The sequence below is a fragment of the Mesorhizobium sp. M6A.T.Ce.TU.016.01.1.1 genome, from assembly GCF_003997065.1.
In the GTDB taxonomy this organism is placed as follows: Bacteria; Pseudomonadota; Alphaproteobacteria; order Rhizobiales; family Rhizobiaceae; genus Mesorhizobium; species Mesorhizobium mediterraneum.
Window position 1 is genome coordinate 74,634 of the sequence record NZ_RZTJ01000005.1, and the last position, 26,134, is coordinate 100,767.

The 26,134-nt window shown below is 61.8% G+C and carries 30 protein-coding genes; 18 read left to right on the top strand and 12 right to left on the bottom strand.

The features are described 5' to 3' along the window. Nucleotides 1–66: 66 nt before the first annotated feature. From EOC94_RS11665 to EOC94_RS11685, 5 genes are all read left to right on the top strand, one after another. On the top strand, nucleotides 67–1,617 hold the full coding sequence (locus EOC94_RS11665) for a trimethylamine methyltransferase family protein (RefSeq protein ID WP_127290539.1): 1,551 nt from the start codon (nucleotides 67–69) through the stop codon (nucleotides 1,615–1,617). 41 nt (nucleotides 1,618–1,658) lie between these two features. Further along, complete coding sequence (locus EOC94_RS11670; RefSeq protein ID WP_127290541.1) at nucleotides 1,659–3,308, top strand: ABC transporter substrate-binding protein; 1,650 nt, start codon at nucleotides 1,659–1,661, stop codon at nucleotides 3,306–3,308. Between the two features lie 140 nt (nucleotides 3,309–3,448). After that, nucleotides 3,449–3,928: a DUF3828 domain-containing protein gene (locus tag EOC94_RS11675; protein ID WP_095485671.1), complete on the top strand. Its 480-nt coding sequence runs from the start codon at nucleotides 3,449–3,451 to the stop codon at nucleotides 3,926–3,928. 4 nt (nucleotides 3,929–3,932) lie between these two features. Continuing rightward, complete coding sequence (locus EOC94_RS11680; RefSeq protein WP_095485672.1) at nucleotides 3,933–4,493, top strand: hypothetical protein; 561 nt, start codon at nucleotides 3,933–3,935, stop codon at nucleotides 4,491–4,493. An 11-nt stretch (nucleotides 4,494–4,504) separates the two neighbouring features. Next, entirely contained in the window at nucleotides 4,505–5,689 is a 1,185-nt protein-coding gene (locus tag EOC94_RS11685) for a mandelate racemase/muconate lactonizing enzyme family protein (RefSeq protein WP_127290543.1), read from the top strand. Nucleotides 5,690–5,712: 23 nt separating this feature from the next. On the opposite strand, the gene queF is transcribed toward EOC94_RS11685, so the two are convergent. After that, entirely contained in the window at nucleotides 5,713–6,174 is a 462-nt protein-coding gene (queF, locus tag EOC94_RS11690) for a preQ(1) synthase (protein ID WP_127290545.1), read from the bottom strand. A 113-nt stretch (nucleotides 6,175–6,287) separates the two neighbouring features. Between queF and EOC94_RS11695 the strand changes: the two genes are divergently transcribed. Then, entirely contained in the window at nucleotides 6,288–8,333 is a 2,046-nt protein-coding gene (locus EOC94_RS11695; protein WP_127290547.1) for an NADH:flavin oxidoreductase, read from the top strand. A 143-nt stretch (nucleotides 8,334–8,476) separates the two neighbouring features. Here the strand turns inward: EOC94_RS11695 and EOC94_RS11700 are convergent, their stop codons facing one another. After that, nucleotides 8,477–8,884 carry a hypothetical protein gene (locus EOC94_RS11700; RefSeq protein WP_127290549.1) on the bottom strand — a complete coding sequence of 136 codons (408 nt, stop codon included), beginning with the start codon at nucleotides 8,882–8,884 and terminating at the stop codon, nucleotides 8,477–8,479. A 121-nt stretch (nucleotides 8,885–9,005) separates the two neighbouring features. Here EOC94_RS11700 and EOC94_RS11705 point away from each other — a divergent pair, with 121 nt between their 5' ends. After that, nucleotides 9,006–9,434 carry a MarR family transcriptional regulator gene (locus EOC94_RS11705; RefSeq protein WP_127290551.1) on the top strand — a complete coding sequence of 143 codons (429 nt, stop codon included), beginning with the start codon at nucleotides 9,006–9,008 and terminating at the stop codon, nucleotides 9,432–9,434. 25 nt (nucleotides 9,435–9,459) lie between these two features. Then, complete coding sequence (locus EOC94_RS11710; protein ID WP_127290553.1) at nucleotides 9,460–9,702, top strand: type II toxin-antitoxin system Phd/YefM family antitoxin; 243 nt, start codon at nucleotides 9,460–9,462, stop codon at nucleotides 9,700–9,702. A 14-nt stretch (nucleotides 9,703–9,716) separates the two neighbouring features. Here the strand turns inward: EOC94_RS11710 and EOC94_RS11715 are convergent, their stop codons facing one another. Both EOC94_RS11715 and EOC94_RS11720 read right to left on the bottom strand, forming a co-directional pair. After that, on the bottom strand, nucleotides 9,717–10,460 hold the full coding sequence (locus tag EOC94_RS11715; RefSeq protein ID WP_185928215.1) for a polysaccharide deacetylase family protein: 744 nt from the start codon (nucleotides 10,458–10,460) through the stop codon (nucleotides 9,717–9,719). Between the two features lie 65 nt (nucleotides 10,461–10,525). Next, nucleotides 10,526–12,598, bottom strand: coding sequence for an EAL domain-containing protein (locus EOC94_RS11720; protein WP_095485678.1), 2,073 nt, complete (start codon nucleotides 12,596–12,598; stop codon nucleotides 10,526–10,528). A gap of 277 nt (nucleotides 12,599–12,875) precedes the next feature. Here EOC94_RS11720 and EOC94_RS11725 point away from each other — a divergent pair, with 277 nt between their 5' ends. Both EOC94_RS11725 and tdh read left to right on the top strand, forming a co-directional pair. Beyond that, a complete protein-coding gene (locus tag EOC94_RS11725; RefSeq protein WP_127290555.1) occupies nucleotides 12,876–14,063 on the top strand; it encodes a glycine C-acetyltransferase in 1,188 nt (395 codons plus the stop codon). A gap of 52 nt (nucleotides 14,064–14,115) precedes the next feature. Next, the gene (gene tdh / locus EOC94_RS11730; protein ID WP_127290557.1) at nucleotides 14,116–15,150 is read left to right on the top strand and encodes an L-threonine 3-dehydrogenase; all 1,035 of its coding nucleotides are present in this window, start codon (nucleotides 14,116–14,118) and stop codon (nucleotides 15,148–15,150) included. 4 nt (nucleotides 15,151–15,154) lie between these two features. Here tdh and EOC94_RS11735 read toward each other — a convergent pair whose 3' ends face one another. Then, nucleotides 15,155–15,622 carry a MarR family transcriptional regulator gene (locus EOC94_RS11735; RefSeq protein ID WP_127290559.1) on the bottom strand — a complete coding sequence of 156 codons (468 nt, stop codon included), beginning with the start codon at nucleotides 15,620–15,622 and terminating at the stop codon, nucleotides 15,155–15,157. A 145-nt stretch (nucleotides 15,623–15,767) separates the two neighbouring features. On the opposite strand from EOC94_RS11735, the gene hmgA reads away from it, so the two are divergent. Genes hmgA through EOC94_RS11770 form a run of 7 tightly spaced genes read left to right on the top strand, consistent with a single transcriptional unit; the run spans nucleotide 15,768 to nucleotide 20,488 of the window. Then, nucleotides 15,768–17,081, top strand: coding sequence for a homogentisate 1,2-dioxygenase (hmgA, locus tag EOC94_RS11740; protein ID WP_127290561.1), 1,314 nt, complete (start codon nucleotides 15,768–15,770; stop codon nucleotides 17,079–17,081). After that, nucleotides 17,078–17,950, top strand: a complete 873-nt coding sequence (locus EOC94_RS11745) for an MBL fold metallo-hydrolase (protein ID WP_127290563.1) — start codon at nucleotides 17,078–17,080, stop codon at nucleotides 17,948–17,950. The genes hmgA and EOC94_RS11745 overlap by 4 nt, the downstream gene beginning before the upstream one ends. Nucleotides 17,951–17,952: 2 nt before the next feature. Next, the gene (locus tag EOC94_RS11750) at nucleotides 17,953–18,294 is read left to right on the top strand and encodes a hypothetical protein (protein WP_127290565.1); all 342 of its coding nucleotides are present in this window, start codon (nucleotides 17,953–17,955) and stop codon (nucleotides 18,292–18,294) included. Between the two features lie 18 nt (nucleotides 18,295–18,312). Further along, on the top strand, nucleotides 18,313–19,326 hold the full coding sequence (locus tag EOC94_RS11755; RefSeq protein WP_127290567.1) for a fumarylacetoacetate hydrolase family protein: 1,014 nt from the start codon (nucleotides 18,313–18,315) through the stop codon (nucleotides 19,324–19,326). 13 nt (nucleotides 19,327–19,339) lie between these two features. Further along, nucleotides 19,340–19,624, top strand: coding sequence for a hypothetical protein (locus EOC94_RS11760; RefSeq protein WP_245465544.1), 285 nt, complete (start codon nucleotides 19,340–19,342; stop codon nucleotides 19,622–19,624). Between the two features lie 35 nt (nucleotides 19,625–19,659). Next, on the top strand, nucleotides 19,660–19,947 hold the full coding sequence (locus EOC94_RS11765; RefSeq protein WP_127290571.1) for a hypothetical protein: 288 nt from the start codon (nucleotides 19,660–19,662) through the stop codon (nucleotides 19,945–19,947). Nucleotide 19,948: 1 nt separating this feature from the next. Continuing rightward, nucleotides 19,949–20,488, top strand: a complete 540-nt coding sequence (locus EOC94_RS11770) for a DinB family protein (protein WP_127290573.1) — start codon at nucleotides 19,949–19,951, stop codon at nucleotides 20,486–20,488. On the opposite strand, the gene EOC94_RS11775 is transcribed toward EOC94_RS11770, so the two are convergent. From EOC94_RS11775 to hppD, 3 genes are all read right to left on the bottom strand, one after another. Next, on the bottom strand, nucleotides 20,489–20,863 hold the full coding sequence (locus tag EOC94_RS11775; protein ID WP_095485688.1) for a type II toxin-antitoxin system VapC family toxin: 375 nt from the start codon (nucleotides 20,861–20,863) through the stop codon (nucleotides 20,489–20,491). It abuts the gene before it with no gap. Then, nucleotides 20,860–21,087: a type II toxin-antitoxin system prevent-host-death family antitoxin gene (locus tag EOC94_RS11780; RefSeq protein ID WP_095485689.1), complete on the bottom strand. Its 228-nt coding sequence runs from the start codon at nucleotides 21,085–21,087 to the stop codon at nucleotides 20,860–20,862. Before EOC94_RS11780 ends, EOC94_RS11775 begins: the two co-directional genes overlap by 4 nt. A 70-nt stretch (nucleotides 21,088–21,157) precedes the next feature. Continuing rightward, a complete protein-coding gene (gene hppD / locus EOC94_RS11785; protein ID WP_127290575.1) occupies nucleotides 21,158–22,273 on the bottom strand; it encodes a 4-hydroxyphenylpyruvate dioxygenase in 1,116 nt (371 codons plus the stop codon). A 142-nt stretch (nucleotides 22,274–22,415) separates the two neighbouring features. On the opposite strand from hppD, the gene EOC94_RS11790 reads away from it, so the two are divergent. Further along, entirely contained in the window at nucleotides 22,416–22,883 is a 468-nt protein-coding gene (locus tag EOC94_RS11790; RefSeq protein ID WP_095485837.1) for an Lrp/AsnC family transcriptional regulator, read from the top strand. Here the strand turns inward: EOC94_RS11790 and EOC94_RS11795 are convergent. From EOC94_RS11795 to aztA, 4 genes are all read right to left on the bottom strand, one after another. After that, the gene (locus EOC94_RS11795) at nucleotides 22,880–23,218 is read right to left on the bottom strand and encodes a TIGR01244 family sulfur transferase (RefSeq protein ID WP_126106965.1); all 339 of its coding nucleotides are present in this window, start codon (nucleotides 23,216–23,218) and stop codon (nucleotides 22,880–22,882) included. The two genes, EOC94_RS11790 and EOC94_RS11795, sit on opposite strands and share 4 nt — an antisense overlap. A 235-nt stretch (nucleotides 23,219–23,453) precedes the next feature. After that, on the bottom strand, nucleotides 23,454–24,374 hold the full coding sequence (gene aztC, locus EOC94_RS11800) for a zinc ABC transporter substrate-binding protein AztC (RefSeq protein ID WP_127290577.1): 921 nt from the start codon (nucleotides 24,372–24,374) through the stop codon (nucleotides 23,454–23,456). A gap of 22 nt (nucleotides 24,375–24,396) precedes the next feature. Further along, entirely contained in the window at nucleotides 24,397–25,272 is an 876-nt protein-coding gene (gene aztB / locus EOC94_RS11805; RefSeq protein WP_127291041.1) for a zinc ABC transporter permease AztB, read from the bottom strand. Next, nucleotides 25,272–26,090 carry a zinc ABC transporter ATP-binding protein AztA gene (aztA, locus tag EOC94_RS11810; protein ID WP_127290579.1) on the bottom strand — a complete coding sequence of 273 codons (819 nt, stop codon included), beginning with the start codon at nucleotides 26,088–26,090 and terminating at the stop codon, nucleotides 25,272–25,274. Before aztA ends, aztB begins: the two co-directional genes overlap by 1 nt. Nucleotides 26,091–26,134 lie beyond the last annotated feature (44 nt).

Below are 26,134 nucleotides of genomic sequence, written 5' to 3' on the forward strand. Positions count from 1 at the left end.
GATTTTCCAGCGTCACAGTCATATTTCGTCTCGCTAAGTTGAGTGCCTGGGGAGGATGGAGTGGTCATGAACGCACCGGCCGTTGAAGTGAGCGAACACACGAACCGCCGCAGCGGCGGCCGCCTGGGGCGCAAGGCGCTGCGGGGAACTCCCATGGCGTCATTTCCAACCTTGGTCCGTAAGATTCCGGTATACCAAATGGTCCCGGATGAGGCGGTGGAGCTGATCCACCAGGAGTCGCTCTCCATCCTCGAAGAAGTGGGATGCGAGTTCCGTGACGACGAGGCGATCGCGTTGTGGAAGGCGGCGGGCGCCGATGTCTCCGAGACACGTGTCCGCATCGACCGCGCTCTTCTAATGGAACTCGTCTCGAAGGTCCCGCCGGAATTCACGCTCAATGCGCGCAACCCCGAGCGTTCGGTGCGCGTCGGCGGAAACAACTCCATATTTGTGCCGATGTATGGGGCGCCTTACGTGCGTGACCTCGACAACAACAGGCGCTACGGCACACTCGCCGACCTCAACAATTTCCACAAGCTCGCCTACATGGCGCCTGCGCTGCACTCGTCGAGCTCGGTCATCTGCGAGCCGATGGAAATTGCGGTGCCGAAGCGTCACCTCCACATCATCCATTCGGCGCTGAAGCACTCAGACAAGCCGTTCATGGGCATCGTGACCTCCAGGAAACGAGCCGAAGACACGATGGCGATGGCGGGCATCGTGTTCGGCGAGGACTATGTCCGAGACAATCCGGTGCTGGTGTCGATCACCAACTGCAACTCGCCGTTGGTCTGGGACGCCACCATGCTGGACGCGATGAAGGTCTATGCGCGCCACAACCAGCCGCTGATCCTGGCGCCCTTCGCGCTTTGCGGCGCCTCGACTTCGGCATCGGCCGTGGGAGCGGTCGCGCAGGTCAATGCGGAAGCGCTGGCAGGCATCGCCTTCACCCAGCTCCTGCGTCCGGGTTCGCCGCAGATCTACGGACAGTTCATGGTCACTGTCGACATGAAGACTGGTGCCCCCATGGGCGGCACGCCGGAGGCCGCCCAGATGATGTATCTGATGGGGGCACTGGCGCGGAAGTACCGGCTGCCCTGGCGTACGTCCGGATTCCATGTCGGGTCGAAGCTGAACGACGCCCAGGCGGGCTACGAGGCGAACATGCTGATGCATGCCGCCATCCTTGCCGGCGCCAACTACATCTGGCATTCCGCCGGCTGGCTCGAGGCCGGCCTGACCTGCGGCTATTCGAAATTTGCCACGGACTGCGAACAGCTTGTCGGCTGGTACAAGTATGCTGGCGGTCTCCCGTTCGACGATTTCAAGGAGGCGATGGCGGCGATCCGCGAGGTCGGGCCGCAGGGCCATTTCCTCGGCACCCAGCACACGCTCGACCATTTCGAGTCTGCCTTCTTCATACCGAGCATCATGGACTTCAATTCGTTCGAACAGTGGAAGGCCGAAGGGGCAAAGGACCACGATACCCGGGGGCGCGAGAAAGCGCGCAACATGCTCGCCGATTATGAGGAGCCGAAGCTCGATGAGGGCATCGCCGATGGCTTGAGAGATTTCATCGCGCAGCGCGAGGAGCGGCTGCCGGACAGCATTAGTTGATGCAACGGGCGAAGACCCAACGGGAACCACAGGGAGAAAAAATGGCACTCTTCAGAAGCAACGGTGATCGCGTGCCGAATGCGATCGAGGCGATGGGTGAGGATGTTCGCGCAGGCCGGATGGACCGGCGCGAATTTCTGGCGCTGGCAAGCGCCTTTGGGGCATCGACGGCCCTTGCCTATGGCATGATCGGCCTTGCCGTGCCTGAGCGGGCCTTGGCCGAAGAGCCGAAGAAGGGCGGGACGCTGCGCGTTTCGATGTCGGTGAAGGCACAGAAGGACCCGCGCACTTACGACTGGGTGGAGCTTGCGAACATTTCGCGCTGCTGGCTGGAGCCGCTTGTCCGCTACACGCGCGAATTCACTTTCGAGCCGGTCTTGCTCGAGAGCTGGGACGTCAACGACGACGCCACCGAATATGTGCTGCATGTGCGCAAGGGCATCACCTGGAACAACGGCGATGCTTTCAACGCCGATGACGTTGCCTACAATCTGACGCGCTGGTGCGAGAAGGAAGCCGCCGGTAATTCAATGGCCGCGCGCGTCGGTGCGCTGATCGATGCAAAAACCGGCAAGGCCAGGGAAGGGGCAATCACCAAGGTCGATGACAACACGGTCAAGCTGAAGCTGAACGAACCTGATATCTCGCTGATCCCGAACTTCACCGACTATCCGGCGCTCGTGGTCCATCGCAAATTCGATGCCGACGGCGCCGATCCAATCGCCAAGCCGATCGGCACCGGGCCTTTCGAACTCGTGTCTTATTCGGTCGGCCAGAACGCAATCGTCAAGCGTCGTGAGAATGGCAAATGGTGGGGCGGCGAAGCGCCGCTCGACAGTGTCGAATTCATCGACTACGGCACCGACTTCAACGCCTCGGTGAATGCATTCGACTCCGGCGAGATCGACGTCAATTTCGAGACACCCGCCGACTTCATCGACATCCTCGACAAGATGGGGCTGGAGAAATCGGAGGTCGCGACAGCGACGACCCTCGTTGCCCGGACCAACATCACGCACAAGCCCTACGATGACCAGCGAGTGCGCAATGCCCTGCAAATGGCCGTCGACAACAATGCCGTGCTTCAACTTGGCTACGCCGGGCGGGGCACCCCAGGTGAAAACCACCACGTCAGCCCGATCCATCCGGAATACTACCCGCTGCCCAAAAAGACGCGCGACGCGGCGGGCGCCAAGAAGCTGATGGCCGAGGCCGGACAGGCCGACTTCGAGCATGAACTGATCACCGTCGAGGACGATTGGCAAAAGAATACCGGCGACGCGATTGCCGGCCAGCTGCGCGAAGCCGGGATCAAGGTGAAACGCACGGTGCTGCCGGGGTCGACCTTCTGGAACGACTGGACGAAGTACCCCTATTCCATGACCATCTGGTACATGCGCCCGCTCGGCGTTCAGGTGCTGGCGCTCGGCTATCGCACCGGCGAGGCCTGGAACGAAACGGCGTATTCGAATCCTGATTTCGACGCCAAGCTCAAGCAGGCCCTCTCACTCATCGACGTGGAGAAGCGCCGCGAGGTCATGAAGGACGTCGAGCAGATCCTGCAGGATTCGGGCGTCATCATTCAGCCGTTCTGGCAGAAGCTGTACAGCCACATGAACAAGAAGGTGAAGAATTACGCTGTCCACCAGACTTTCGAGATGGATCTCCAGAACGTCTGGCTGGACGCCTGAGTTAACGCCCCAGGGCGCCTGAGTTAACGCCCCAGGCGCCTGAGTTAACGCTCAAGGGGAATTCATGGGCCGCAAAAAAGCCGGGATGCAGGATTCGTGGTATTGAACGGTTCCCGCCACGAAAGCCTGGAGATTATCGGATGAGACTGACTGCGCTTGCCGCCGCCCTCTCGATCGCAGCGCCTGCGGCCGCTCTGGCCGGGCCGGCATCCAACGCGGTGAAGTTCTTCTACATGCCCGAGGTCAAATTCGAGGCCGACGCGCAATACCGCGACCGCTTCACCGAGCCGGTGACCAAGCTGTTCGACCTCAACGACCAGGCAAAGAAGAACAAGCCGGACGAGGTGCCTTGCATCGACTTCGCCCCCGGTCTCGACGCCCAGGATTTCGACGAGAAGACGGTCGCCAAGACGTTGAAGCTGTCTGAAGCAGTGGATGGCGATAGCGCCGAGGTGACGGCGACGTTCAACCTTTTCCCGGAAGGTGATGAATCCAAACGCGAAATGGTCTGGTCGCTCAAGAAGATCGACGGCCAGTGGAAGATCGCCGACATCACCTCGAAGACCAACGGCTGGACGCTGAGTGCGCTCGAATGCCTGGCTGGCCAGACTCCGGAGTGATGCCATGGCCCGCGCCCTGGCTCTGGCGACTGTGTGCCTGCTGGCGGCGGGGTTGAGCAGCGCCGCTGCTCAGGGCCTGTTCGGCGCGCCGCCCGCGAACGCGTCGGCCGACAATGCGGCACCTGCAACTCCGCCGGCCGCGTCTCAGCCGACTGACAGCGCCGCGGCCGCGCCGGTGCAGCCGGGTTCGCCAACGGCGGTGGTGAAGCCGTTTTACGAGCATGTCGGGCTCGAGCTCGATCCGGCCCAGCGCAGCCACTTCGCCGATCCGGCGAAGTCGGTGCTCGACAAGAGCGACGCGCTGCGGAAATCGGGGCAGGGCGAATGCCTCGATCCCAACATGGCGCTCGACAATGCGCAATACGACAAGGCCGAGATCGACAAGAGCCTGAAGACTATCGAAGCGGTCAATGGCGACGCGGCCAAGGTGGTCGTCGCCTTCGTCGTCGCCGGCAATCCGCACCGGCTGGAATGGAAACTCAAGAAGATCGACGGTGACTGGAAGGTCACGGACCTTCTGTCGGTGACCGGCGAATGGGCGCTCAGCCAATACCAGTGCGAGTGAGAAGGGAACCGATGAAGATCATCAACATCCGCGTCACCCATGTCAACGTTCCGCTAGACGCGCCGTTCTGGTGGACGGCCGGGCTTTATGGCGGCGCCTCGAAGTCGATCATCGAGGTCGAGACGGACGAAGGCGTGGTCGGACTGGGCGAGGCGCCATGGTGGCATTTCGGCGAGGTGATCAAGGCCGAGATCGCGCCGGCGCTGATCGGCGCCGATCCGCTCGACATCGCCGACTGCGAGGCGCGCTGCGTGCCGCCCTGGCAGATCACCGCCAACACCGGCGAGAATGCCGCATCCGTGGCGTTCGGAGCCGTCGAGCTGGCGCTGTGGGATATCAGAGGCAAGGTCTTCGGCATGCCGCTCTACAAGCTGCTTGGCGGCGCAGTGCGCAAGGACATTCCGTTTTCGGAGTATTTCGCCTTTCGTCCCGCACAGGACGGGGCGGGCGGCGAGATGACGCCCGACGCGATCGTCGACTATTGCCTGAAGATGCGCGAGCAGCATGGCTCGACCATCTTCGAAGGCAAGCTGATCATGGGCGATCCCGAGCTTGAGATCCGGACGGTGCGGATGTTGCGCGAGGCGCTCGGCGAGAAGGCACAGATCAAGCTCGATTCCAACATGCAGTGGTCGCTGACCACCGCGCGCTGGGTGCTGCGCGAGATCGAACCGTTCAACATCCGCAATTACGAGGATCCGGTCGCGACCTTCGAGGAGATGGCAGCGCTGCGCCAGCATTCGCGCATTCCGTTCTCCACACACATTCCCGATCTCAGACGAGCGGTCGCGCTTGGCGCGCCGGATTACTTCGTCTGCAACTTCGCAGCACTCGGCGGATTGTCGAGAACCCTGAAATTCATCGCCGCCTGTGAGGCGATGGGCAAGGGGTTCTGGTGCTACTCGAACGATCTCGGCATCATGACGTCAGCCTATCTGCATGTCGTGGCGGCGACGCCGTGGATCACCGAAGCATCGCAATCGCTGTTTCGCTGGCAGATCGGCGATGTCATCAAGGATGGTCCTTTCCGGCAGACCGGCAACACGGTGCGCGTGCCGGAGGGCGATGGACTGGGTGTCGAACTCGACCCAGCCGCGATGAAGCGCTGGGCGGGGCACTTCGCCGAGCACGGGCCCATGGGCCATTTCAGCGACCCGAACAATCCCGGCCGCTACCGGCGGCTGCCGCTCAACTGATGCGAGATCGATCGTTTCGAAACTCACCCGCGCCCGCGATAGGGTGCGACACCGGTGTCGGGCAGCCACGCGCCTTCCGGCGGCGTGCCGGTCTGCCAGAACACGTCGATGGGAATGCCGCCGCGCGGATACCAATAGCCGCCAATGCGCAACCACAGTGGTTTGGTCGCGGCGATAATGCGGCGGCCGATCATCACGGTGCACTCTTCGTGGAAGGCGCCATGGTTGCGAAACGAGGTCATGAACAGCTTGAGCGACTTCGATTCCACCAGCAGCGTGTCGGGCGCATAGTCGATGACGATATGGGCGAAATCCGGCTGGCCGGTGACCGGACAGAGCGAGGTGAATTCCGGGCAGGTGAAGCGGACGATGGCCGGCGGCCCGTCGCCGCGCGAAAATGGCACGGTTTCCAGGACTGCCGCTTCAGGGCTCCGTGGTGCCTCGACGTTGGTGCCGAGCTGAGTAAGGTTCTTCGTATCGGTCATGGGCGGTTTCCTTACTGCATGTCGCCCAAAACTGCGCAGCGGTTTTAGGATAACGACATGCGAAAAACAAAAATTTGCCGCTCATTAGCACAATTTGAAACAGCAGGGCCACGATGACCAGCAACGATCCGCTTCTCCAGCCTTATCAGCTCAAACATTTGACGCTGAAGAACCGGGTCATGTCGACCAGTCACGAGCCGGCCTATTCCGAGGATGGCATGCCGAAAGAGCGCTACCGGCTCTACCACGCCGAAAAGGCCAAAGGCGGTATGGCGCTGACCATGACCGCAGGCTCGGCGATCGTCTCGCGCGACAGTCCGGCCGCGTTCGGCAATCTGCACGTCTATGACGACCGCATCGTGCCGTGGCTCACGGAACTCGCTGATGCCTGCCATGAGCATGACTGCAAGGTGATGATCCAGATCACCCATCTCGGCCGCCGTACCGGCTGGAACAAGGCCGACTGGCTGCCGGTGCTGTCGGCCTCACCGGTGCGCGAGCCGGCGCATCGCGCCTTCCCCAAGACCATCGAGGACTGGGACATGGAGCGCATCATTGCCGACTATGCCGCGGCCGCCCAGCGCTGCCAGGTCGCCGGCCTCGATGGCATCGAGTTCGAGGCCTACGGCCATCTGATGGACGGCTTTTGGTCGCCGGCCACCAACCAGCGCGATGACGATTTCGGCGGCTCGCTCGACAACCGCTTGCGCTTTACCGGCATGGTGCTCGACGCCGTGCGGGCGGCGGTCGGCGAAAGGTTCGTCGTCGGCATCCGCATGGTCGCCGACGAGGATTTCGAAAAAGGCTTGTCGAAACAGGAAGGCGTCGAGATCGCCAGGCGGCTGGCCGGCTCCGGCAAGGTTGATTTTCTCAACATCATCCGCGGCTCGATCGAAACCGATGCCGCGCTGACCAGGGTCATCCCGGTGACCGGCATGCGATCCTCGCCGCATCTCGACTTCGCCGGCGAAGTAAGGGCGGCGACGAAATTCCCGACCTTCCATGCGGCGCGCATTTCCGACGTCGCCACGGCGCGCCATGCCATTGCCACCGGCAAGCTCGACATGGTCGGCATGACCCGCGCCCATATCGCCGACCCGCATATCGTGAGAAAGGTGATGGAGGGCCGCGAGCACGAGATCCGCCCTTGCGTCGGCGCCACTTACTGCCTCGACCGCATCTATGAGGGCGGCGAGGCGCTGTGCATCCACAATGCGGCAACCGGCCGCGAGGCTGACATCCCGCACATCATCCCGAGAACCGAGGGACCAAAGCGGAAGGTGGTCGTCGTCGGCGCCGGTGCAGGCGGCCTGGAAGCGGCGCGTGTCGCTGCCGAGCGCGGGCATGAGGTCACGGTGCTGGAAGCATCGAGCCAGGCCGGCGGCCAGGTGCGGCTGGCGACACAGAACCCGCGCCGCAAGGAGCTAATCGGCATCATCGACTGGCGGCTGGCCGAGCTCGACCGGCTCGGCGTTGAGATCCGCTACGACACCTGGGCGGAGAAGGACGACGTGCTGGCGCTGTCCCCCGACGTGGTGGTGGTCGCCACCGGCGGCCTGCCGCAAAACCCACCGCTGGTGGCAGGCGATAGCCTCGTCACTTCCAGTTGGGACATCATGGCCGGCAGCATCAAGCCGGCCGAAAACGTGCTGCTCTACGACGACAATGGCGGCCATCAGGGCATGGGCGCGGCAGAGCTGATCGCGACCGCGGGTTCGAAGCTGGAGCTTGTTTCGCCCGAGCGCTTCTTCGCCCCGGAAATGGGCGGCATGAACCACGTGCCCTATATGCGCGCCTTCCAGGAAAAGGGCGTGACCATCACCATCAACACGCGGCTGCGCTCGGTGCGGCGCGAGGGCAATCAACTGGTCGCCGCGCTTGCCTCCGACTTCGCAGACGGCTGGCGCGGCGAGCGGCGGGTCGATCAGGTGGTGGTCGAGCACGGCACGCTGCCGCTCGACGATCTCTATCTCGCGCTGAAACCGCTGTCGAAAAACGGCGGCGCGGTCGATTACGAGCGGCTGGTCAGTGGTGGCGACATTTTTCCGGCGCGCAATCCGCAAGGCGGTTTCGTGCTTTTCCGCATCGGTGACGCAGTCGCCTCGCGCAACATCCACGCCGCCATCTATGACGGCATCCGGTTCGGCCTGCGGATCTGAGGATCGCTGGATTGATTGGTGGCGCGCAGCCGAACCCTTCGCAGGGAGAGCCACCTTCCGCTTAGGCCCGGTGCGCGCCGCGCACGCCGCCGGCTGGAGCCGGGCGCCGTACGATCTCGTGGATTGGATCGCGGTAGCGCCGCTCAAAACATCCTGGCGGTGGCCATGCAGAACACGGTGATGACCAGCAGCCCGCCGGCGATGCGTTCGCCTCGTGTCATCTTTGCGCGCAAATGGGTTTGCGTCGCGGCGTCGGCGCCGGCCAGTTGTCTGCTGGCGGAGCCGACGAGCGCGCCCTGAACGCCGGCGGCAATCAGGGCTGTTACGATGCCCAGTGCCAGAACTTTCTCCATCGAGCCGAAAACGCCCTCATGGAAGAAATACCACAGCAGTATGCCGGTGAGGAACACCATGCCGGCCGCGCCCATTTGCGGCCGGAAGAATCGTTCCGCCCGGATATCTGGGTCGCGGCCAACCGCGATGGTGGTGCCGGCCCAGAACACGCCCGCCATGACGTGAAGGCCGAGGACGACGATGTAGACATATTGCATGATCGCTTTTCCTCCTGTGCCCGCCGCTGCTGCCCGAAAGATTAGATATCAAATGATTAGATGTCAATGTATAAGACATGGGCCAGTTCCATCGACCTTTCCCTTGCTCTAGTGTCGGATCATGACGCCATTTGACCGCCCGCCAGTCGGCATGAATCTCGCGCGCACCGCCAAGGTGGTCGCTCAGGCCTTCGACGCCGCCTTGGTCGAGGCAGGCGGCACGCTGCCGGTCTGGGTCACTCTGTTGTCGGTCAAGTCGCGCGAACTGGCCAACCAGCGCGAGCTCGCCGGCATGATCGGAATCCAGGGCGCGACGCTGACCCATCATCTGAACGCGATGGAGACGCAAGGCTTGCTGAACCGGCGCCGCGATCCGGAAAACCGCCGGGTTCACCAGGTCGAGCTGACCGAGGCCGGCGAGGCGCTGTTCCTGAAGTTGCGCACGGCAGCACTCGCCTTCGACAAGCGGCTGCGGAAGGGGCTGTCCGACGACAGGCTGGCGGAGTTTGCTGCGGTACTGGCGGCGTTGCGGGCGAATGTTGAAGGTTAGGAACGGACAGGCCTAGGACAATGCCATGCGCGAAATTCAGTTGAAGGATGCCAGTGCTACGCTTTCAGCATTGGTCGATCAGGCGCTCGCGGGAGAACCCGCCATCATCATGCGACATGGCCGCAGGCAGGCCGTGATCCTGTCATTCGAAGAATACGAACGGTTGGCGCGTATGCCGAGCTTCGGACAATTGCTGGCGGCTTTTCCCGGTGATGACGACGATGTTCCGCCTCGTTCCGGCAAGCCGGCTTGCAATACTAGATCATAACGAGGAGAATCTGCTCAGCCGTCATAGCCGGAGATCGCGCCGAAGGTGTAGCGGCGCAGCTTCAGCGCTTTGATCAGGGCCGTCAGGTTCGCCTTGCCGTCGAACACGTTCTGGAACATCTCGTCATGCATCAGCAGGATCAGCTTGCCGGGCTTGACGAAGCGGCCGTAGCCGAACAAATGATCGATCTCGCTGACCAGATGGTCGATGGTCTGCACCGGCTTGCCGCTGTTTTCGTGAACCCATTCATGATCCCAGCCGTAGAGATAGAAGCCAGACGCGGCGACGAACTCATAGTCGGGATCCTCACGGCCCTCTTCGGCCAGTCCGAGTGAAGTGTCGTTCTTCGACATCGAGAGCAGCCTGAACACGTCGCGCCCCGGCAGCCGTGCATGGACCGACGGTTTCAGCCCCAGCGCCGCGTTGGCCCGCAGCATGTCGGCGACGACCCCTTCGGTGTCCCCATAGAAGTGCCGGTAGTGATTGTATGCGTGGCTGTAGCTGTGGTTGCCGATCGTCACCAGCGGCATCCTCTTGGCGCGCTGCACCAGCGCCTTGTTGAGCGCGCTCGCCTGCGCATGCATGCCAACCATAAAGAGCGTCGCCGGAACCTGCTCGGCCTCGAGCACATCGAGAATGTTATTGGTGCCGGTCAGCGGGCCATCATCGAAGGTGAGATAGATGGTGCGATCGGCGGCGCCTGCGGGGAGAGCAAAAAACAGCACGATCAGCACGGCAAGGCGAAGCGGCACCAGCATCCGGAATATCCGTTTCCGATCATGACAAGCGGCCATTTCTGAGGAGGCTTGTCAAGGTTGGCGCCTTACGCCAGGCTTCCCCGTAGCACCGTCAGCCTGGCTTTCTTCGGTGCCCGCGCGACCAGCCATTCGCGTGCCTTGTCCTGCGGCATCGGGAAGGCGATGGAATAGCCCTGCACCTGGTCGCAGCCGATCGCCATCAGCGAGTCGAGCTCGGCTTCGGTTTCGGCGCCCTCGGCGACAATCGAGATGCCGAGGCCACGGGCGAGTTCGGTGATGGCTCTCACGATCTTGGTATTGTCGCCGTTCTCATTGATGTTCTGGACGAAGCGGCGATCGATCTTCAGTCGGTCGATCTCGTTCGGGTTGACGTGGCTGAGCGACGCGTAGCCGGTGCCGAAATCGTCGAGCTCGAGATGGACGCCCGCGGCGCGAATATGCCGAAGCTTTGCCGCGATGCCGGTCTTCTCGTCGTCGAGGATGACGGATTCGACGATCTCCAGCGACAGTTTTTGTGGCGGCAGGCCGGCCTTTTCAAGCGTATCGAAGAGAAACGCGTCGAAATCGGGCTCACGCAGTTCGGAGCCGGACACGTTGACGGCGAGCCGTCCGAAGGCAACACCGGCGCGGTCCCACTCGGCCGCCTCGCTGATTGCCTTGGCGATAACGATGCGGCCGACCGCGGACATGAGGCCGCATTTCTCAGCGACGGGAATGAACTCGCCCGGTGCGATCATACCGCGCTCGGCATGTTTCCAGCGAACCAGCGCTTCGATGCCGCCGATCGTGCCGTTCGACAACGAAACCTGCGGCTGGAAGTAGACCTGGAACGCCTCCTCCGAGATTGCGATCCTGATGTCGCGCTCGAGCTGCTTGCGGTAATCGAGTTCATGCCGCAACTCCTCGGAGAAGAATGAGAGACTGCCGCCGCTTTGCTTCTTGGCGGCGTGGAGCGCGAGGTCGGCATGGACGAGCAGATCCTGCGCATTGTCGGCGTCGACCGGATAGACGGCTACGCCGGCGCTGGCGCCCGGAAGGATGGTAGTGCCCCGAAAAACGATCGGCTCGTTGATCTGCGTCAGCACGCGCCTGGCGACCATGTTGATATCCTCGGTGCCGCCGGCACCATTGAGGATCATCACGAACTCGTCGCCGCCGAGACGCACGCAGAGATCCGACGCCCGGCAGGAATCGCGCATCCGCTGCGCCGTCACCACCAGCACATAGTCGCCGGCAGCGTGGCCGAGAGTATCGTTGATCTGCTTGAATCGGTCGAGGTCGAGCTGGACCGCCGCAAGCCGTTCTCGCCGACGTTGCGCACCCTTGATCAGCGCTTCGAAATGGTCAGTCAGGAAGGTGCGGTTGTGCAGGCCGGTAAGGCCGTCATGCACGGCGATGAAGGCCATCGAATTGCGGGCATCGATCAGTTCGTGCGTCTTGCGCAGAATGGTGTTCGACATCGGCCTGAAGATGAAAAGTGCTACCAGCACGATGACGCCGATGGTGGTGTAGAACAGCGTTCGATGGAGATCGAGAAGTGTTTCCGATCGTGCGTCGGCATGGGCGCTGATGCGCTGGCCGAGTGCCGCATAGCCCGACAGGGTCGCATTGGCGATGGAAGCGTCGAGGTTGACGCGTTCGCCGCCGCCTTTGTAGCCGCCATTGTCGGCCATGCCGAATTGTGATTCAAACGCCGAAACCAGTCGTTCGCCGTTGGCGATGAGCCCGACCGAGAAGTAATCGAGATGAAACGGCTTGGTGAAAAGTACGCTTTCGACTGATTTTGGATCGAACCTTGCCGGTGACGCCGGGTCGGCGACGACCCGCTCGAGCAGAAGGTCGTAGTTCCTCTCGAACTCCGCCGTTGCCTGTTTGAACGCGGTGACCAGAGCCGGTTGTTGGTCACGCGAAGCAGCACCTGCCGCGTTGGCAAGGAAGACAATGCGTTGCGACAGCGTCTTTTGCATGCCGACAATGTCGAGCAGCGTGTCGTTGTGCCGTTGGGCAGCCATCATTTGCTGGAGAAGGATGAAGGAGGCCATCACCATGGCGGCAATGATCAGCAGCGCCAGCCAATAGCCGGCCTTGATCAACAGGACGAGCCTGCCCGAAATGGTTTGCGCCGGTTGCTGCGACATTTTCTGGGGCGGTCCCTCTCGCCGACAGATTTTTGGGTGCGAGAACCATTGGCTTGAAAATGTTAACAGCTTTGGAAGTCGACAGAGCGGCGATAGCGGTAGCGGTGGAAAGCTCGCGAAATGGTTATCGCGTTCTTTCGCGCCGCACACGCATTTGAGCATCCGCCGTTGGCGGCATTCTGGCCACTGGCCGTCGCGTCACCGAAACGGTCGCTTTTGCGGTGGATTTTTCGCCCGCGTGGGGCGACAGTCCATTCAATCTCAACAGGGCCTGGTCATGAGCGCGGCATTCCTCTCCCATATCGATAGCGAGCTTCAAGGGCTGAAATCTGCCGGCCTCTACAAATCCGAGCGGGTGATCACCTCGACGCAGTCGGCCGAGATCGAGGTGGGCGGCGAGAAGGTGCTGAATTTCTGCGCCAACAACTATCTCGGCCTCGCCGATAGTGCCGAATTGCGCGATGCGGCCAAGCAGGCACTCGACCGCTATGGTTATGGCATGGCGTCGGTGCGTTTCATCTGCGGCACGCAGGAAGAACACAAGCAGCTCGAGGCGACGATTTCTGGCTTCCTCGGCATGGAGGACACGATCCTCTACGGCTCCTGCTTCGATGCCAATGGCGGCTTGTTCGAGACGCTGCTCGGCGAGGAGGATGCGGTCATCTCCGACGCGCTGAACCACGCCTCGATCATCGACGGCGTGCGGCTGTCAAAGGCGAAGCGCTTCCGCTACGCCAACAACGACATGGCCGATCTGGAATCGCGGCTGAAGGAGGCAATGGATTGCCGTTTTCGGCTGATCGCCACCGACGGTGTATTTTCCATGGACGGCATCATCGCCAATCTAAAGGGCGTTTGCGATCTCGCCGAGAAATACGACGCGATGGTGATGGTCGACGACAGCCATGCGGTCGGCTTCGTCGGCAAGAACGGCCGCGGCTCGGCCGAGCATTGCGGCGTCGAGGGCAGGGTGGACATCATCACCGGCACGCTCGGCAAGGCATTGGGCGGCGCATCTGGCGGCTACACATCGGGCAAGAGCCAAGTGGTCGACTGGCTGCGCCAGCGCTCGCGGCCCTATCTGTTTTCCAACACGCTGATGCCGGCGATCGCAGGCGCCTCGATCCGGGTTTTCGAACTGATCGGCAATGGCGACGCGCTGCGTCAGCGCCTCTATGCCAATGCGGCGCGCTTCCGGTCTGAAATGGGTAAGCTCGGCTTCACGTTGGCAGGCGCCGACCATCCAATCATCCCTGTCATGCTGGGCGATGCGACACTGGCGCAAGAAATGGCGGCGCGCATGCTGAAGCGCGGCATCTATGTCATCGGCTTCTCGTTTCCGGTGGTGCCGAAGGGCCAGGCGCGCATCCGCACGCAAATGTCGGCCGCCCATTCCAGCGCCGACATCGACCGCGCGGTCGAGGCGTTCGGCGCGGTCGGGCGCGAAATCGGTGTGATTTCCTGAACGGCCGGAACTGAAAAGCGATTCCGGATCAAGAGATTCAAGGGACAAAAGAATGTCGAACATGATGAAGGCGCTGGTCAAGGCCAAGGCCGAGCCGGGCATCTGGATGGAAGAGGTGCCGGTGCCGGAAATCGGCCCGAACGACGTTCTGATCAAAATCAAGAAGACCGCGATCTGCGGCACCGACGTCCACATCTACAATTGGGACCAGTGGGCGCAAAAGACCGTGCCGGTGCCGATGGTGACCGGTCACGAATTCGTCGGCACGGTCGCCGACTTCGGCGCGGCGGTGACCGAGTACAAGGTCGGCCAGCGCGTTTCGGGTGAAGGCCACATCGTCTGCGGCCATTGCCGCAACTGCCGGGCGGGCAGGGGGCATCTGTGCCGCAACACACTCGGCGTCGGTGTCAACCGGCCGGGCGCCTTCGGCGAGTATCTGGCAATCCCTCAGCACAATGTCGTGCCGATCCCCGACGACGTGCCCGACGAGATCGCCGCGATCTTCGATCCGCTCGGCAATGCGGTTCACACCGCATTGTCCTTCGATCTCGTAGGCGAGGACGTTCTGGTCACCGGCGCCGGGCCGATCGGTATTATGGGTGCGCTGGTGGCGCAGTGCGTCGGCGCGCGAAAAGTGGTCATCACCGACATCAACCCGGTGCGGCTGGCGCTGGCGAAAAAGCTCGGCGTCCAGCATGTGGTCGACGCATCGAAGGAAAAGCTGCGCGACATCATGCCAGCTCTCGGCATGACCGAAGGTTTTGACGTCGGCCTCGAAATGTCGGGTGCGGCGCCCGCCTTCCGCGACATGATCGACACCATGAACAATGGTGGCAAGATCGCCATTTTGGGCATTGCGTCGACCGGCTTCGAGATCGACTGGAACAAGGTCATCTTCAAGATGCTGCATCTCAAGGGCATCTATGGCCGCGAGATGTTCGAGACCTGGTACAAGATGATTGCGCTGGTGCAGGGTCCGCTCGACGTCAGCGGGTTGATCACCCACCGCATCGGCATCGACGACTTCCAGACCGGGTTCGATGCGATGCGCAGCGGCAATTCGGGCAAGGTGGTGATGGACTGGTGAGCACCTAATCCTTGCCCAGAGCCTTCTTAAGCGCAACCAGTCCGTTGGTGATCGCGGTGCGCTCGCCAGCGCCTAGTTTTGCCAGCAATTCCCGTTCGAATGCCTTCGCCAGCGGCACCATTTCGCGATAGGCGGCATGGCCGGCCTTGGTCAGCATCAGATGCTCGATCCGGCGGTCTTTTTCATCAGGTGTGCGAGTCAGCCACCGCCGCCGTTCAAGCTCGGCGACGGCGCGCGAAACCTTGGTCTTGTGCATGGCCGACTGCTCACCGAGCGCTGTCGCGGTCATGGTCCCGTGCTGTCCGAGCCCGGCCAGCGTGCGCCATTCGGGCCGCGTCAAGCCGTGGCGATCTTTGTAAATCCTGGAGAATTCGCGGCTGACGGCGTCGGCAAGGCGATAGAGCCGGTAGGGCAGGAAGCTTTCAAGTTCGAGGATTTCCGGTTCGTTAAAGATCTCGCGCTTGGTTGTCATTTTCGCAGTCGCCGCATCTCTTAAGTCAGTTGATGGTTACATTTTCAATGGTTACAAATGAAACCAGTTTGGTCAATCCAGAGCGGCCGCGCGTCCTCGTGGACGCGCAAAGGCCGCTCTGGCACTGTGGATTCGGGAGGAAACCATGGCCTTTTCCTACATGCCGGGGTTCGGCAACGACTTCGAAACCGAAACCCTGCCAGGTTCGCTGCCGCAAGGGCGGAATTCGCCGCAGCGACCGGCCTACGGCCTTTATGCCGAGCAATTGTCCGGCTCGCCCTTCACCGCTCCGCGCGGCACCAATGAGCGTTCCTGGCTCTATCGCATCAGGCCGAGCGTCAGGCACACCGGCCGCTTCAAGCCGGCGAGTTATCCGCTGTGGAAGAGCGCGCCCAATCTCGGCGATCACGAGCTGGCGCTTGGTCAATATCGCTGGAATCCGGTGCCGATGCCGAAGGAGCCGACCGACTTCATCGCCGGCATGCGCAGCATCACCACCGCCGGCGACGTGCTCGGCCAGACCGGCATGGCCGCCCATGTCTATGTTGCCAACCGTTCGATGGTCGACGATCATTTCTTCAACGCCGATGGTGAGTTGCTGGTCGTGCCGCAGATCGGCAGCCTACGCCTCGTTACCGAGATGGGCGTCATCGAATTGCGACCGGGCGAGATCGCGGTGCTGCCGCGCGGCCTCGTGTTCAAGGTCGAACTGGTCGATGAAACAGTGCGCGGCTATGTCTGCGAGAATTACGGCGCCAAGCTGACGCTGCCGGATCGTGGCCCGATCGGCGCCAATTGCCTGGCCAATCCGCGCGATTTCAAGACGCCTTGCGCCTGGTTCGAGGAGAAGGAAACGCCCTGCCGGCTGATCGTGAAATGGTGCGGGCAGTTTCATGTCACCGAACTCGATCATTCGCCGCTGGATGTGGTGGCGTGGCACGGCAATTATTCGCCCTATAAGTATGATCTTGCAACGTTTTCGCCGGTCGGCGCGATCCTGTTCGACCATCCCGATCCGTCGATCTTCACGGTGCTGACCGCGCCGAGCGGCGAGGAGGGCACCGCCAACATCGACTTCGTCATCTTCCCGCCGCGCTGGCTGGTCGCCGAAAACACGTTCCGCCCGCCCTGGTATCACCGCAACATCATGAGCGAGTTCATGGGCCTGATCCATGGCCAGTACGACGCTAAGGAGGAGGGCTTCGTTCCCGGCGGCATCAGCCTGCACAATCTGATGCTGGCCCACGGGCCCGACGCGTCTGGCTTCGAAAAGGCCTCGCGTGCCGAGCTGAAACCAGTCAAGCTCGACAACACCATGGCCTTCATGTTCGAGACCCGATTCCCGCAGATGCTGACCCGCTACGCCGCCGAGGTTGAAACCCGGCAGGAGAATTACATCGACTGCTGGGCCGATCTGAAGAAGCGCTTCAACGGCACGCCCGAGGGCGACTGGTCTTGAGCGCTGATACAACGCGGGATCGGCTGGTGCTGCTGGGGTCGAAGGGCGGCCCGGCGCTTCGGCCGGGTGGGCCGTGGCCGAGTTCGTCGCTGCTGGAGATCGGCGGCCGCAACATCGTCGTCGATTGTGGGCTTGGCGTGACGCGTGGGCTGGCCGACGCCGGCACCAGCTTGAAGATGCTGGACCTGATCTTCATCACGCATCTGCATTCCGACCATTTGCTGGAACTCGGTCCGCTGATCCACACCGCCTGGACGGCGGGTCTGGCGACACCGGTCACTGTGTTCGGCCCGCCCGGCACCGGCCATTACTGGCAGCGCTTTTGCCAGGCGATGGAGTTCGACATCGAGATCCGCATCACCGACGAAGGCCGGCCGGATATCAGAGAGATGGTTGCGATCGTCGAGTTCGGCCAAGGCCTGGTTGTGGAGCAGCGCGGCCTGAAGGTTTCAGCGCTGCGCGTCGACCATCCGCCGGTGACCGACTGCTTTGCGCTGCGCTTCGAACATGGTGCAAAAAGCGTCGTGTTCTCAGCCGATACGGCATACTTTCCGCCATTGGCCGATTTTGCCAAAGGCGCCGATATCCTCGTCCATGAAGCCATGCTGGAAGAAGGCATCGACCGGCTGGTTGCTCGGACCGGCAACGGCGCGCGGCTGAGGGAACATCTGCTCGCCAGCCACAGTCTTGCCGGGGAGGCGGGTCGCATTGCGACCGAGGCCGGGGTCGGGCGACTGGTGCTCAACCACCTCATTCCGGCCGACGATCCCGAGATCGGTGAGGCCGATTGGATCGCCGCCGTTAGGAAAACATGGGCGGGTGACTTGACGATCGCCCGCGACGGCCTTGTTGTGGGGCTTAGGGAGTGAGGATGGCCAACGACAAGCTTTGGGAAGAGGTGCGCGTATCCGACGAGAGATCCGCGACGCAACTCTCGATGCTTCTTGAGAAAGTGCAGGATCTGCCATCTTTCGTCCGGTTCATCGACGCGCTGAGCAAGGACCGTAAGGACGCGGATCGCAAGGAGGCAACGGAGCCAGCAGGACCTGATACCGGCTGGAACGGATGGGAAAATGGCTCGCTCAGCACATTTCTTGAATCATCGGTCGCTTGGTTCAAAGACAATGAGCGGGGCGACCCGGCATTTTTGGCGGGTGACAATCCCTGGAAAGCCGCAGCCAGAGTTATCTATGCCGGCAAATACTACGAGTAAACGCCCCTGGGAGGACACATGAAGCTTGCCACATTGAAGGACGGGACGCGTGACGGAAAGTTGGCCGTCGTCTCGCGCGACCTGACGCGGTTCACCGATGCCTCGTTTCTGGTGCCGACGCTGCAGGCGGCACTCGACGACTGGAGCCGGATCGCGCCGCATCTGGCCGCCATGGCGGAATCGCTGGAGAACAATGCGGTGCCGTCAGCGCGCTTTCACGAGCATGACGCCCATTCGCCGTTGCCGCGCGCCTATCAATGGGCGGATGGCTCGGCCTATGTGAATCATGTCGAGTTGGTGCGGAAGGCGCGTGGCGCCGAGATGCCGGCAAGCTTCTGGACCGATCCGCTGATCTATCAGGGTGGTTCCGACAGTTTCATAGCGCCACGTGATCCGATCCGGGCGACCGACGAGGCTTTTGGCGTCGACATGGAAGGGGAGATCGCCGTCATCGTCGATGATGTCCCGATGGGAGCAAGCCTGGATGAGACGCGGGCGGCGATCCGGCTGGTCATGCTGGTCAATGACGTCACGCTGCGCTCCCTGACTGCGCCAGAGCTAGCCAAGGGCTTCGGCTTCTTCCAATCAAAGCCGTCCTCGGCTTTTTCGCCGGTCGCGGTCACGCCGGACGAACTAGGCGAGGCCTGGGATGGCGGCAAGGTCAGCCTGCCGCTGCTGGTCGATCTCAACAGCAAGCCGTTTGGCCGGGCGAACGCCGGCGTGGACATGACCTTCGATTTTCCGGCGCTGATCGCACATGCCGCGAAAACCCGGCCGCTGGCCGCCGGCACGATCATCGGTTCGGGCACGGTCTCCAACAAGCTCGACAGCGGCCCGGGCAAGCCTGTCTCGGCAGGGGGCGCCGGCTATTCCTGCATTGCCGAGTTGCGTATGATCGAGACCATCGAGGCTGGCGCGCCGAAAACGCCATTCCTGCGCTTTGGCGACACGGTGCGCATCGAGATGAAGGACAGGACCGGACATTCGATCTTCGGCGCCATCGAGCAGAAGGTCGAGAAATACGGGGGATAAGGGAATGACAGGCATGTCTTTCTATCTTCTGTGCGGTGTCTGGGCCCTTGTCATGCTGGCGGTCTTCATCCAGGCGATCCGATTGAGCTACCGTATCGAAGCACGCTCTCCCGACCTGGCCAACCGCAGCGGCTTTCCGCGCAACGCGATGATGTTCCATACCGTAACCAACACGAACGTGGCGCGGGATCAGGAAACGCAAGCCATGCGGCGGCGCATGAACCGGCTGCTGCTGATCGTTCTCGCCGGATTTGCGCTTCTCTGGGCGGGCGTGTCCTTGGTCCAGTCAGTGGAGTGATCTAGCTTAATCGTTCCAAACGCGGGGGACCCAAGATGCCTTACACCGCTACTTACCTTTGGTTCGTGGGAGTTTGTAGCATCGTTACTGCCTGGCTTTTGATTTCGGCGATCCGGCTCTGCCGTCAGATCGAGGATCGATCTGAAAGACTGCGTAACTTCAGTAGCGTGGCGCGTCTGCCGAAGCTTGTTAACGTCGCTATAAATCGGGACGTTGCGAGCGATGTTGAAACGCAGGCGCTGCGCCGTGGTATGATCGCTCGTCTGCTGGCCATAGGTGCTATCGGTATCGCCGTGAATTTGGTTGCCTGGACTGGTGTGTGACGTGGACTTGCTGGACCATATCCGCCGCATGGCGCGCAACAATCTCTGGTCGAACGACCGGATCTATCGCGCTGTGCTGCAACTCAAACCAGGCGAATTCGAAGCCGAGCGCACCAGCTTCTTCCCGTCGATCAAGGCAACGCTCAACCACATCCTGGCGGTCGATCATCTCTATCTCGATTTTCTCGAAGAGGGCGGCGTTGGCGCCGCGGCCCATGACGATTTCGTGCCCTTCGACCGAGCGCAGGCGCTGTTTGCCGCCCAAGTTGTGGCCGACCGGCGGCTGATCGCCTTTTGCGACCGTCTATCGGCCGACGATCTCGATCGCCGCGTCATCACCGACCGGCGCGAGGACGGAAGAATACCGGAGCGCATCGGTGACCTGCTCGCCCACCTCTTCATCCACGACATCCATCATCGCGGCCAAGTGCACGCAATGCTGTCAGGCACGTCGGTGAAGCCGCCGCAGCTCGACGAGTTCTTCCTCGACTATGATCTGAAGCTGCGGAAAGCGGAGGTCGAAAGGTTGAACCTGGAATGATCAAACCAACGCAACGTCATAGGCTGAAAAATGCCGATCCGCAGTGACCAACGTCAGGCCTTCAATTTGAGCCTGTGCGATGAGCAGACGGTCGAAAGGATCGCGGTGATGGAGCGGCAAATGCTCAAGCCTCGCCGCGTGTAGTTCATTCACACTGAGGATCGGAATGCCGTTCGATCGCAAGATTTCCACTATGTTGCCTGTCAGCGTGACTTTGCCGAGCGATTTCTTGATGGCGATCTCTGCTACCGAGACGGCGCTGACGACCACATCCTCGCCCGCAAGAAAGATGTCGCGATGGTGGTCCGAAAGGCGTGAGTCTGCGTTGAGTACCCAAAGCAGAATATGAGTATCCACCAGATATTGGTGGCTCATTTAGTGTACTCGTCCCATTCGGGACCGAGTTCATCAAAATCATCCGATATTCGAATTTGGCCTTTCAGGGCCCCAAAAAGGCCCTTGCTCCCGCCAGCCCGGGCGGGCGCGCTCAAGGTCGCCACCACCTCTCCATGCCGCGTCAGATGGATCTCTTCGCCGGCCTGGGCGCGTTTCACCAACTCGGAGAGTTGGGCCTTTGCTTTTGCCATCGGAACATTCATGGTCAGACCTCTTATGACCAGAATTTAGGTCATAACTGATCAAACCACAAGGCACCCTCGGCCGAACTGGCTACGCCGCCTTGCCGTCCACCTTGATCACCCCGCGCTTGATCTGGTCCTGCTCGATCGATTCGAACAATGCGCGGAAATTGCCCTCGCCAAAGCCTTCGTCGCCCTTCCTCTGAATGAATTCGAAGAAGATCGGTCCGATCACGGTTTTGGAAAAGATCTGCAGCAGAATCTTGGTCGTGCCGCCATCGACCACGCCTTCGCCATCGATCAGGATGCCGTGCTTTTTCATGCGCTCGATCGGCTCGTCATGGCCGTGCACGCGGGCATGGGACATATCATAATAGGTTTCCGGCGGACCGGGCATGAATTTTAGCCCGTTGGCGGCCAGCCTATCGGTGGCGCCGTAGATTTCGTCCGTGCCGACGGCGATGTGCTGGATGCCTTCGCCGTTATACTTCTTCAGATATTCGGCGATCTGGCTGGTCTCGTCCTTGGATTCGTTGAGCGGGATGCGGATCTTGCCGCAGGGCGAGGTGATGGCGCGGCTGACCAGCCCGGTGATCTTGCCGTCGATGTCGAAGAAATGGATCTGCTTGAAGCCGAACAGGTCGCGGTAGAAGTCCCACCATTTGTCCATGTTGCCGCGATAGACATTGTGGGTGAGGTGGTCGAGATAATAGAAGCCGACGCCTTCCGGCTTCGGGTCGCGCGCGCCCAGCCAGTTGAACTCGGCATCATAGGCCGAGCCCTTCTCGCCATAGACCTCGATGAAATAGAGCAGCGAACCGCCGATGCCGACGATTGCCGGCACGTCGAGCGCCTTGTCGGTGCCCTCATAGGGGGTGGCGCCTTTGGCGACGGCGTGATCGAAGGCATGCCTGGCGTCAACCACCCGCCAGGCCATAGAGGCCGCGCAGGGGCCGTGCTTGTCGGCGAACTTCATCGCATGCGAGCCGGGCTCGGCATTGACGACATAGTTGATGTCGCCCTGCCGCCAGACGGTGATTTTCTTTCTGCGGTGCTTGGCCACCGGCACGTAACCCATGCGGGTAAAAAGCTCGGCGAGCTTTTCCGGTTCGGGATGGGCGAACTCGACGCATTCGAAGCCGTCTGTGCCGGCGGGATTGGCCTTGCTGATCTTTGCGGGCGGTGCATCGTGCGGGAAGGGACCCATGGCATTGTCCTCCAAAAAGCTTGGCGTGGCCGGAAAGGCCATTTCGGCGCTATTATAGCGCGGAGCAGCTGCATGGTGCTTGCATTCAAACGCTTGAAATGATCAGATTATGCGGGAATTGTGCATGATCGAAGGAAACTTTATGGATGACGCGCGCGTTGATCAGTTTGACCGCAAGATAATGGCTCTACTGCAGAGCGACGCGCGGCTGACCAACAACGATCTATCGGAACGGGTGAACCTGTCGGCGTCGCAATGTTCGCGCCGCCGCCAGAGGCTGGAGGAGGACGGCTATATCAGGGGCTACAGGGCTGTGCTCGACCGCGACAAGCTCGGCTTCTCGCTGGTCAACGTCATCTCGGTGACGCTTGCCACCCACAACCGCGACAATGCACAGCGGTTCGGCGAATTGGTGGCGCGGCTGCCGGAGGTGCAGGAGGCGCACGCGCTGACCGGCGAGATGGACTACATCCTGAAAGTGGTGACGCCGGACCTGAAGTCGCTGTCGGAATTCGTCAACGGCGTGCTTCTGCCGCACGAATCCGTGCAGCATGTGAAGACGGCGATCGTGCTCGAAACGCTGAAGGAAACCGGCGCGCTGCCGATTTAACCCTTCGATTGCTGGATCAGCCCATAAAGGTTGGTGCAGCGTGCGCCGGAACGGCAATAGGCGAAGATCGGGCCTTCGAGTTCGTCGAGCGCCTCGGCTTGATCCTCGACATTCTCATGCGTGATCTGGCCGCTGATGACGGGGATGTAGCGGAAAGCGAGCCCGGCGGCTTCGACCGCCGCCTTGACACTGTCCGCCGAAGGCTGGCCGGGCTGCTCGTCATCAGGTCTGTTGCAGATGACGCTCTTGAAGCCGGCGGCCTTGATGGCGGCGACTTCTTCGGGTTGGATCTGGCCGGAGACCGAATAGTCCTCGCTGATCTGACGATATTCCATGATGGCGTCCTCGCAATGTTCGATGCCTGCTGGCCAGGGGCGGAGTCTTGCCGCTCCCAGGCCTGGGCGGCAATCCGCGCAGAAAAGAAATCCCTCTGCGCAGATAGACATTCTCATGCGGGAAATCCAGCCGGGCTACCTAAGGCGCCGTGCGTCCTTTGGATGCGCAAAGGACGCTGTAGCACTTTGTTGCCCGCACGTGCGCAAGCCCCACCGAGCGAACGGCGTCGACCGCTCAGCTTCCGAGGATCGCGCCTTTGATCTGGGCGATGTTGTTGTGCATCAGGTCGATATAGGTCGAGGCCGGGCCGTCGGGTTGCGACAGCGCGTCCGAATAGAGCGTGCCGCCAACCTTGATGCCGGTCTCGCTGGCGATCTGCTCGATCAGCCGCGCGTTGGTGATGTTCTCGATGAAGACCGCCGCCGCCTTGTCCTGCTTCACCTGGCTGACCAGCTTGGCGACGTCGGCAGCGGAAGGCTCCGACTCGGTCGACACCCCTTCGGGGGCCAGGAAGGTGAGGCCATAGGCCTTCTCGAAATAGCCGAAGGCGTCATGCGAGGTGATGACGACGCGTTTCTCTTCCGGTATGGACTGGATTGCCGCTTTCACTTCGCCTTCGACCGCATCAAGCTTCGTTGTGTATGCGGCGGCATTGGCCTTGTAGCTGTCGCAACCCTCAGCGTCGGCCGTGCAGAAGGCATCGGCGATGTTCTTCACATAGATCTTGGCATTGGCGATCGACTGGAAGGCATGTGGATCGGTGTCTGCACCTTCAGCGGCGTCGGCATCGGCGAATTCGGGTTTGAAGTTGATCGGCGTGACGTCCTTGGTCAGAACGGCGATTGTCGCCTTGGTGGCGCTGGCGTCGACCAGGCGCTGCAGAAAGCCTTCGAAATGCAGGCCGTTGATCAGCACCACGTCCGCCCCAGCCATTGCCACCGCGTCCGCCGGGCTCGGCTCGTAGACATGGGCATCGCCATCCGGCCCGACGATGGTGGTCAGATTGATGCGGTCGCCGCCGACATTTTTGGCGAAATCGGCGATGATGGTGAAGCTGGCGACCACTTTCAATGGCTCCGCGAGAGCCGCCGATGCGCCAAAGGCGGTGAATGTTATAACGCTCATTGCCAAAGCGGCGCGGATCGATTTCAGCATGGACGGGTCTCCTTTGTTGGGATCAGGCGGTTCTGTGGCGGTGATGGATGATACGGGCGCGCAGGATGCCGCGCGTGCCGAACAGGATCGAGGCGAAATAGACGACGCCTGCAGACAGGATGATCGCCGGGCCGGAAGGCAGCGACACGTGATAGGACAGAAGCAGCCCGGCGACGCAGGAGGCAAAGCCGATCAGCACCGCCAGCGCGCACATCGGCTCGACGCGCATGGTCCAGAAGCGGGCGGCGGCTGCAGGCAGCATCATCAGCCCGACCGACAGCAAAGTGCCGAGCGCCTGGAAGCCGCCGACAAGGTTGAGCACCACGAGGCCGAGGAAGATGAAATGCACCGGGCTGCCCAGCCGGCTGACTGAGCGCAGGAACAGTGGATCGAGGCATTCGGCGACCAGTGCCCGCCAGAAGATGGCGAGGCTGACCAGCGTGACCACGACGATGCCGCCGATCAGTGTCAGCGCTTCATTGTTGAGTGCCAGAACGGTTCCGAACAGCACATGCATGAGATCGACGCTGGAGCCGCGGATCGACACCATCAGCACGCCGATAGCCAGAGAAATCAGGTAGAAGGCCGCCATCGAGGCGTCCTCGCGCTGGATGGTGAAGCGCGAGACGGCGCCGGCGCCGAGTGCGACGATGATGCCGGCGATCAGGCCGCCGATGGTCATCGGCAGGATCTCCAGACCATAGAACAGGAAACCGGCCGCAGCGCCCGGCAGGATAGCGTGGGCCATGGCGTCGCCGGAAAGGCTCATGCGCCGCAGCATCAGGAACACACCGACCGGGCAGGCGCCGAGCGACAGCATCAGCGACCCGAAAAGCGCGCGCTGCATGAAGGCGAAGTCGGCGAACGGAGCGATAAGAAGACCGTAAAGCGTGTCCATCATGCCGCCCTCGGCCCGGAACCGTGATGATGGTCGTGCTGATGGTCGTGCCCAGGGTCATGAGCGTGATCACCGTGCTCATGGTTGTCGGGCTCGCACCAGGGCGCGTTCTCCTCCCAGGCTTCGTGGAAGCGGCGCGCGCGCAACAGGTTTTCCGGCCGCAGCGTTTCCTTGGTCTCGCCCCAGGCGATCGGCTGACGTGCCAGCAGCAGCGTCTCGGGGAAATTCTGCCGCACCAGATCCAGATCGTGGACGACGACCATGATGGTGCGCTCCTCGCCATGCCAGCGCTTGATCATCGCGATCAGATCGCCGACCGTCTTGGTGTCGACGGCGTTGAACGGCTCGTCCAGCAGGATGAGGTCGGCATCCTGCAGCAGAACGCGGGCAAACAGCGTGCGCTGTAGCTGGCCGCCCGACAGCGTGTCGATCGGGCGCTTCTCGAAGCCGCCGAGGCCGACGGCCATGAGCGCCTGGCTGACCGAATCGCGATCTTCCTTGGTATGGCGGCCGAGCAGCCCGCGCCGTGGCCACAGCCCGAGCGAAACCAGGTCGACAACCCTGGCCGGAAAGGAGCGGTCGAGCTCCGACTGCTGCGGCAGATAGGCGGCGCGCACGCCGGGCGCGCGGACAACCGTGCCGGCCATCGGCTTCAACACGCCGACGATACCCTTCATCAGGGTCGACTTGCCCGAGCCATTGGCGCCGACGACGGCGGTCAGCGATCCCCGGCGGATCGTGCCGTCGAGATGATGGATCGCCGGATGGCTGTTGTAGCCCAGCGTCAGGTCGCGGAAGGTCAGGCAGGTTTTGGTCATGTGACGATCCGTGGGGGCACGACTGGTACGGCGGCGGCGATTGG

What these genes read in the sequence shown, in the direction of transcription:
- EOC94_RS11685 (WP_127290543.1), top strand. Translation starts at nt 4,505, where the DNA reads ATGAAGATCATCAACATCCGCGTCACCCATGTCAACGTTCCGCTAGAC.
- EOC94_RS11675 (WP_095485671.1), top strand. Translation starts at nt 3,449, where the DNA reads ATGAGACTGACTGCGCTTGCCGCCGCCCTCTCGATCGCAGCGCCTGCG.
- EOC94_RS11695 (WP_127290547.1), top strand. Translation starts at nt 6,288, where the DNA reads ATGACCAGCAACGATCCGCTTCTCCAGCCTTATCAGCTCAAACATTTG.
- aztA (WP_127290579.1), bottom strand. Translation starts at nt 26,090, where the DNA reads ATGACCAAAACCTGCCTGACCTTCCGCGACCTGACGCTGGGCTACAAC.
- EOC94_RS11710 (WP_127290553.1), top strand. Translation starts at nt 9,460, where the DNA reads ATGCGCGAAATTCAGTTGAAGGATGCCAGTGCTACGCTTTCAGCATTG.
- hppD (WP_127290575.1), bottom strand. Translation starts at nt 22,273, where the DNA reads ATGGGTCCCTTCCCGCACGATGCACCGCCCGCAAAGATCAGCAAGGCC.
- EOC94_RS11665 (WP_127290539.1), top strand. Translation starts at nt 67, where the DNA reads ATGAACGCACCGGCCGTTGAAGTGAGCGAACACACGAACCGCCGCAGC.
- EOC94_RS11750 (WP_127290565.1), top strand. Translation starts at nt 17,953, where the DNA reads ATGGCCAACGACAAGCTTTGGGAAGAGGTGCGCGTATCCGACGAGAGA.
- aztB (WP_127291041.1), bottom strand. Translation starts at nt 25,272, where the DNA reads ATGGACACGCTTTACGGTCTTCTTATCGCTCCGTTCGCCGACTTCGCC.
- EOC94_RS11765 (WP_127290571.1), top strand. Translation starts at nt 19,660, where the DNA reads ATGCCTTACACCGCTACTTACCTTTGGTTCGTGGGAGTTTGTAGCATC.
- EOC94_RS11760 (WP_245465544.1), top strand. Translation starts at nt 19,340, where the DNA reads ATGTCTTTCTATCTTCTGTGCGGTGTCTGGGCCCTTGTCATGCTGGCG.
- EOC94_RS11725 (WP_127290555.1), top strand. Translation starts at nt 12,876, where the DNA reads ATGAGCGCGGCATTCCTCTCCCATATCGATAGCGAGCTTCAAGGGCTG.
- tdh (WP_127290557.1), top strand. Translation starts at nt 14,116, where the DNA reads ATGTCGAACATGATGAAGGCGCTGGTCAAGGCCAAGGCCGAGCCGGGC.
- EOC94_RS11790 (WP_095485837.1), top strand. Translation starts at nt 22,416, where the DNA reads ATGGATGACGCGCGCGTTGATCAGTTTGACCGCAAGATAATGGCTCTA.
- EOC94_RS11705 (WP_127290551.1), top strand. Translation starts at nt 9,006, where the DNA reads ATGACGCCATTTGACCGCCCGCCAGTCGGCATGAATCTCGCGCGCACC.
- aztC (WP_127290577.1), bottom strand. Translation starts at nt 24,374, where the DNA reads ATGCTGAAATCGATCCGCGCCGCTTTGGCAATGAGCGTTATAACATTC.
- EOC94_RS11780 (WP_095485689.1), bottom strand. Translation starts at nt 21,087, where the DNA reads ATGAATGTTCCGATGGCAAAAGCAAAGGCCCAACTCTCCGAGTTGGTG.
- EOC94_RS11720 (WP_095485678.1), bottom strand. Translation starts at nt 12,598, where the DNA reads ATGTCGCAGCAACCGGCGCAAACCATTTCGGGCAGGCTCGTCCTGTTG.
- EOC94_RS11680 (WP_095485672.1), top strand. Translation starts at nt 3,933, where the DNA reads ATGGCCCGCGCCCTGGCTCTGGCGACTGTGTGCCTGCTGGCGGCGGGG.
- EOC94_RS11795 (WP_126106965.1), bottom strand. Translation starts at nt 23,218, where the DNA reads ATGGAATATCGTCAGATCAGCGAGGACTATTCGGTCTCCGGCCAGATC.
- hmgA (WP_127290561.1), top strand. Translation starts at nt 15,768, where the DNA reads ATGGCCTTTTCCTACATGCCGGGGTTCGGCAACGACTTCGAAACCGAA.
- EOC94_RS11735 (WP_127290559.1), bottom strand. Translation starts at nt 15,622, where the DNA reads ATGACAACCAAGCGCGAGATCTTTAACGAACCGGAAATCCTCGAACTT.
- EOC94_RS11700 (WP_127290549.1), bottom strand. Translation starts at nt 8,884, where the DNA reads ATGCAATATGTCTACATCGTCGTCCTCGGCCTTCACGTCATGGCGGGC.
- EOC94_RS11670 (WP_127290541.1), top strand. Translation starts at nt 1,659, where the DNA reads ATGGCACTCTTCAGAAGCAACGGTGATCGCGTGCCGAATGCGATCGAG.
- EOC94_RS11755 (WP_127290567.1), top strand. Translation starts at nt 18,313, where the DNA reads ATGAAGCTTGCCACATTGAAGGACGGGACGCGTGACGGAAAGTTGGCC.
- EOC94_RS11715 (WP_185928215.1), bottom strand. Translation starts at nt 10,460, where the DNA reads ATGCTGGTGCCGCTTCGCCTTGCCGTGCTGATCGTGCTGTTTTTTGCT.
- EOC94_RS11775 (WP_095485688.1), bottom strand. Translation starts at nt 20,863, where the DNA reads ATGAGCCACCAATATCTGGTGGATACTCATATTCTGCTTTGGGTACTC.
- queF (WP_127290545.1), bottom strand. Translation starts at nt 6,174, where the DNA reads ATGACCGATACGAAGAACCTTACTCAGCTCGGCACCAACGTCGAGGCA.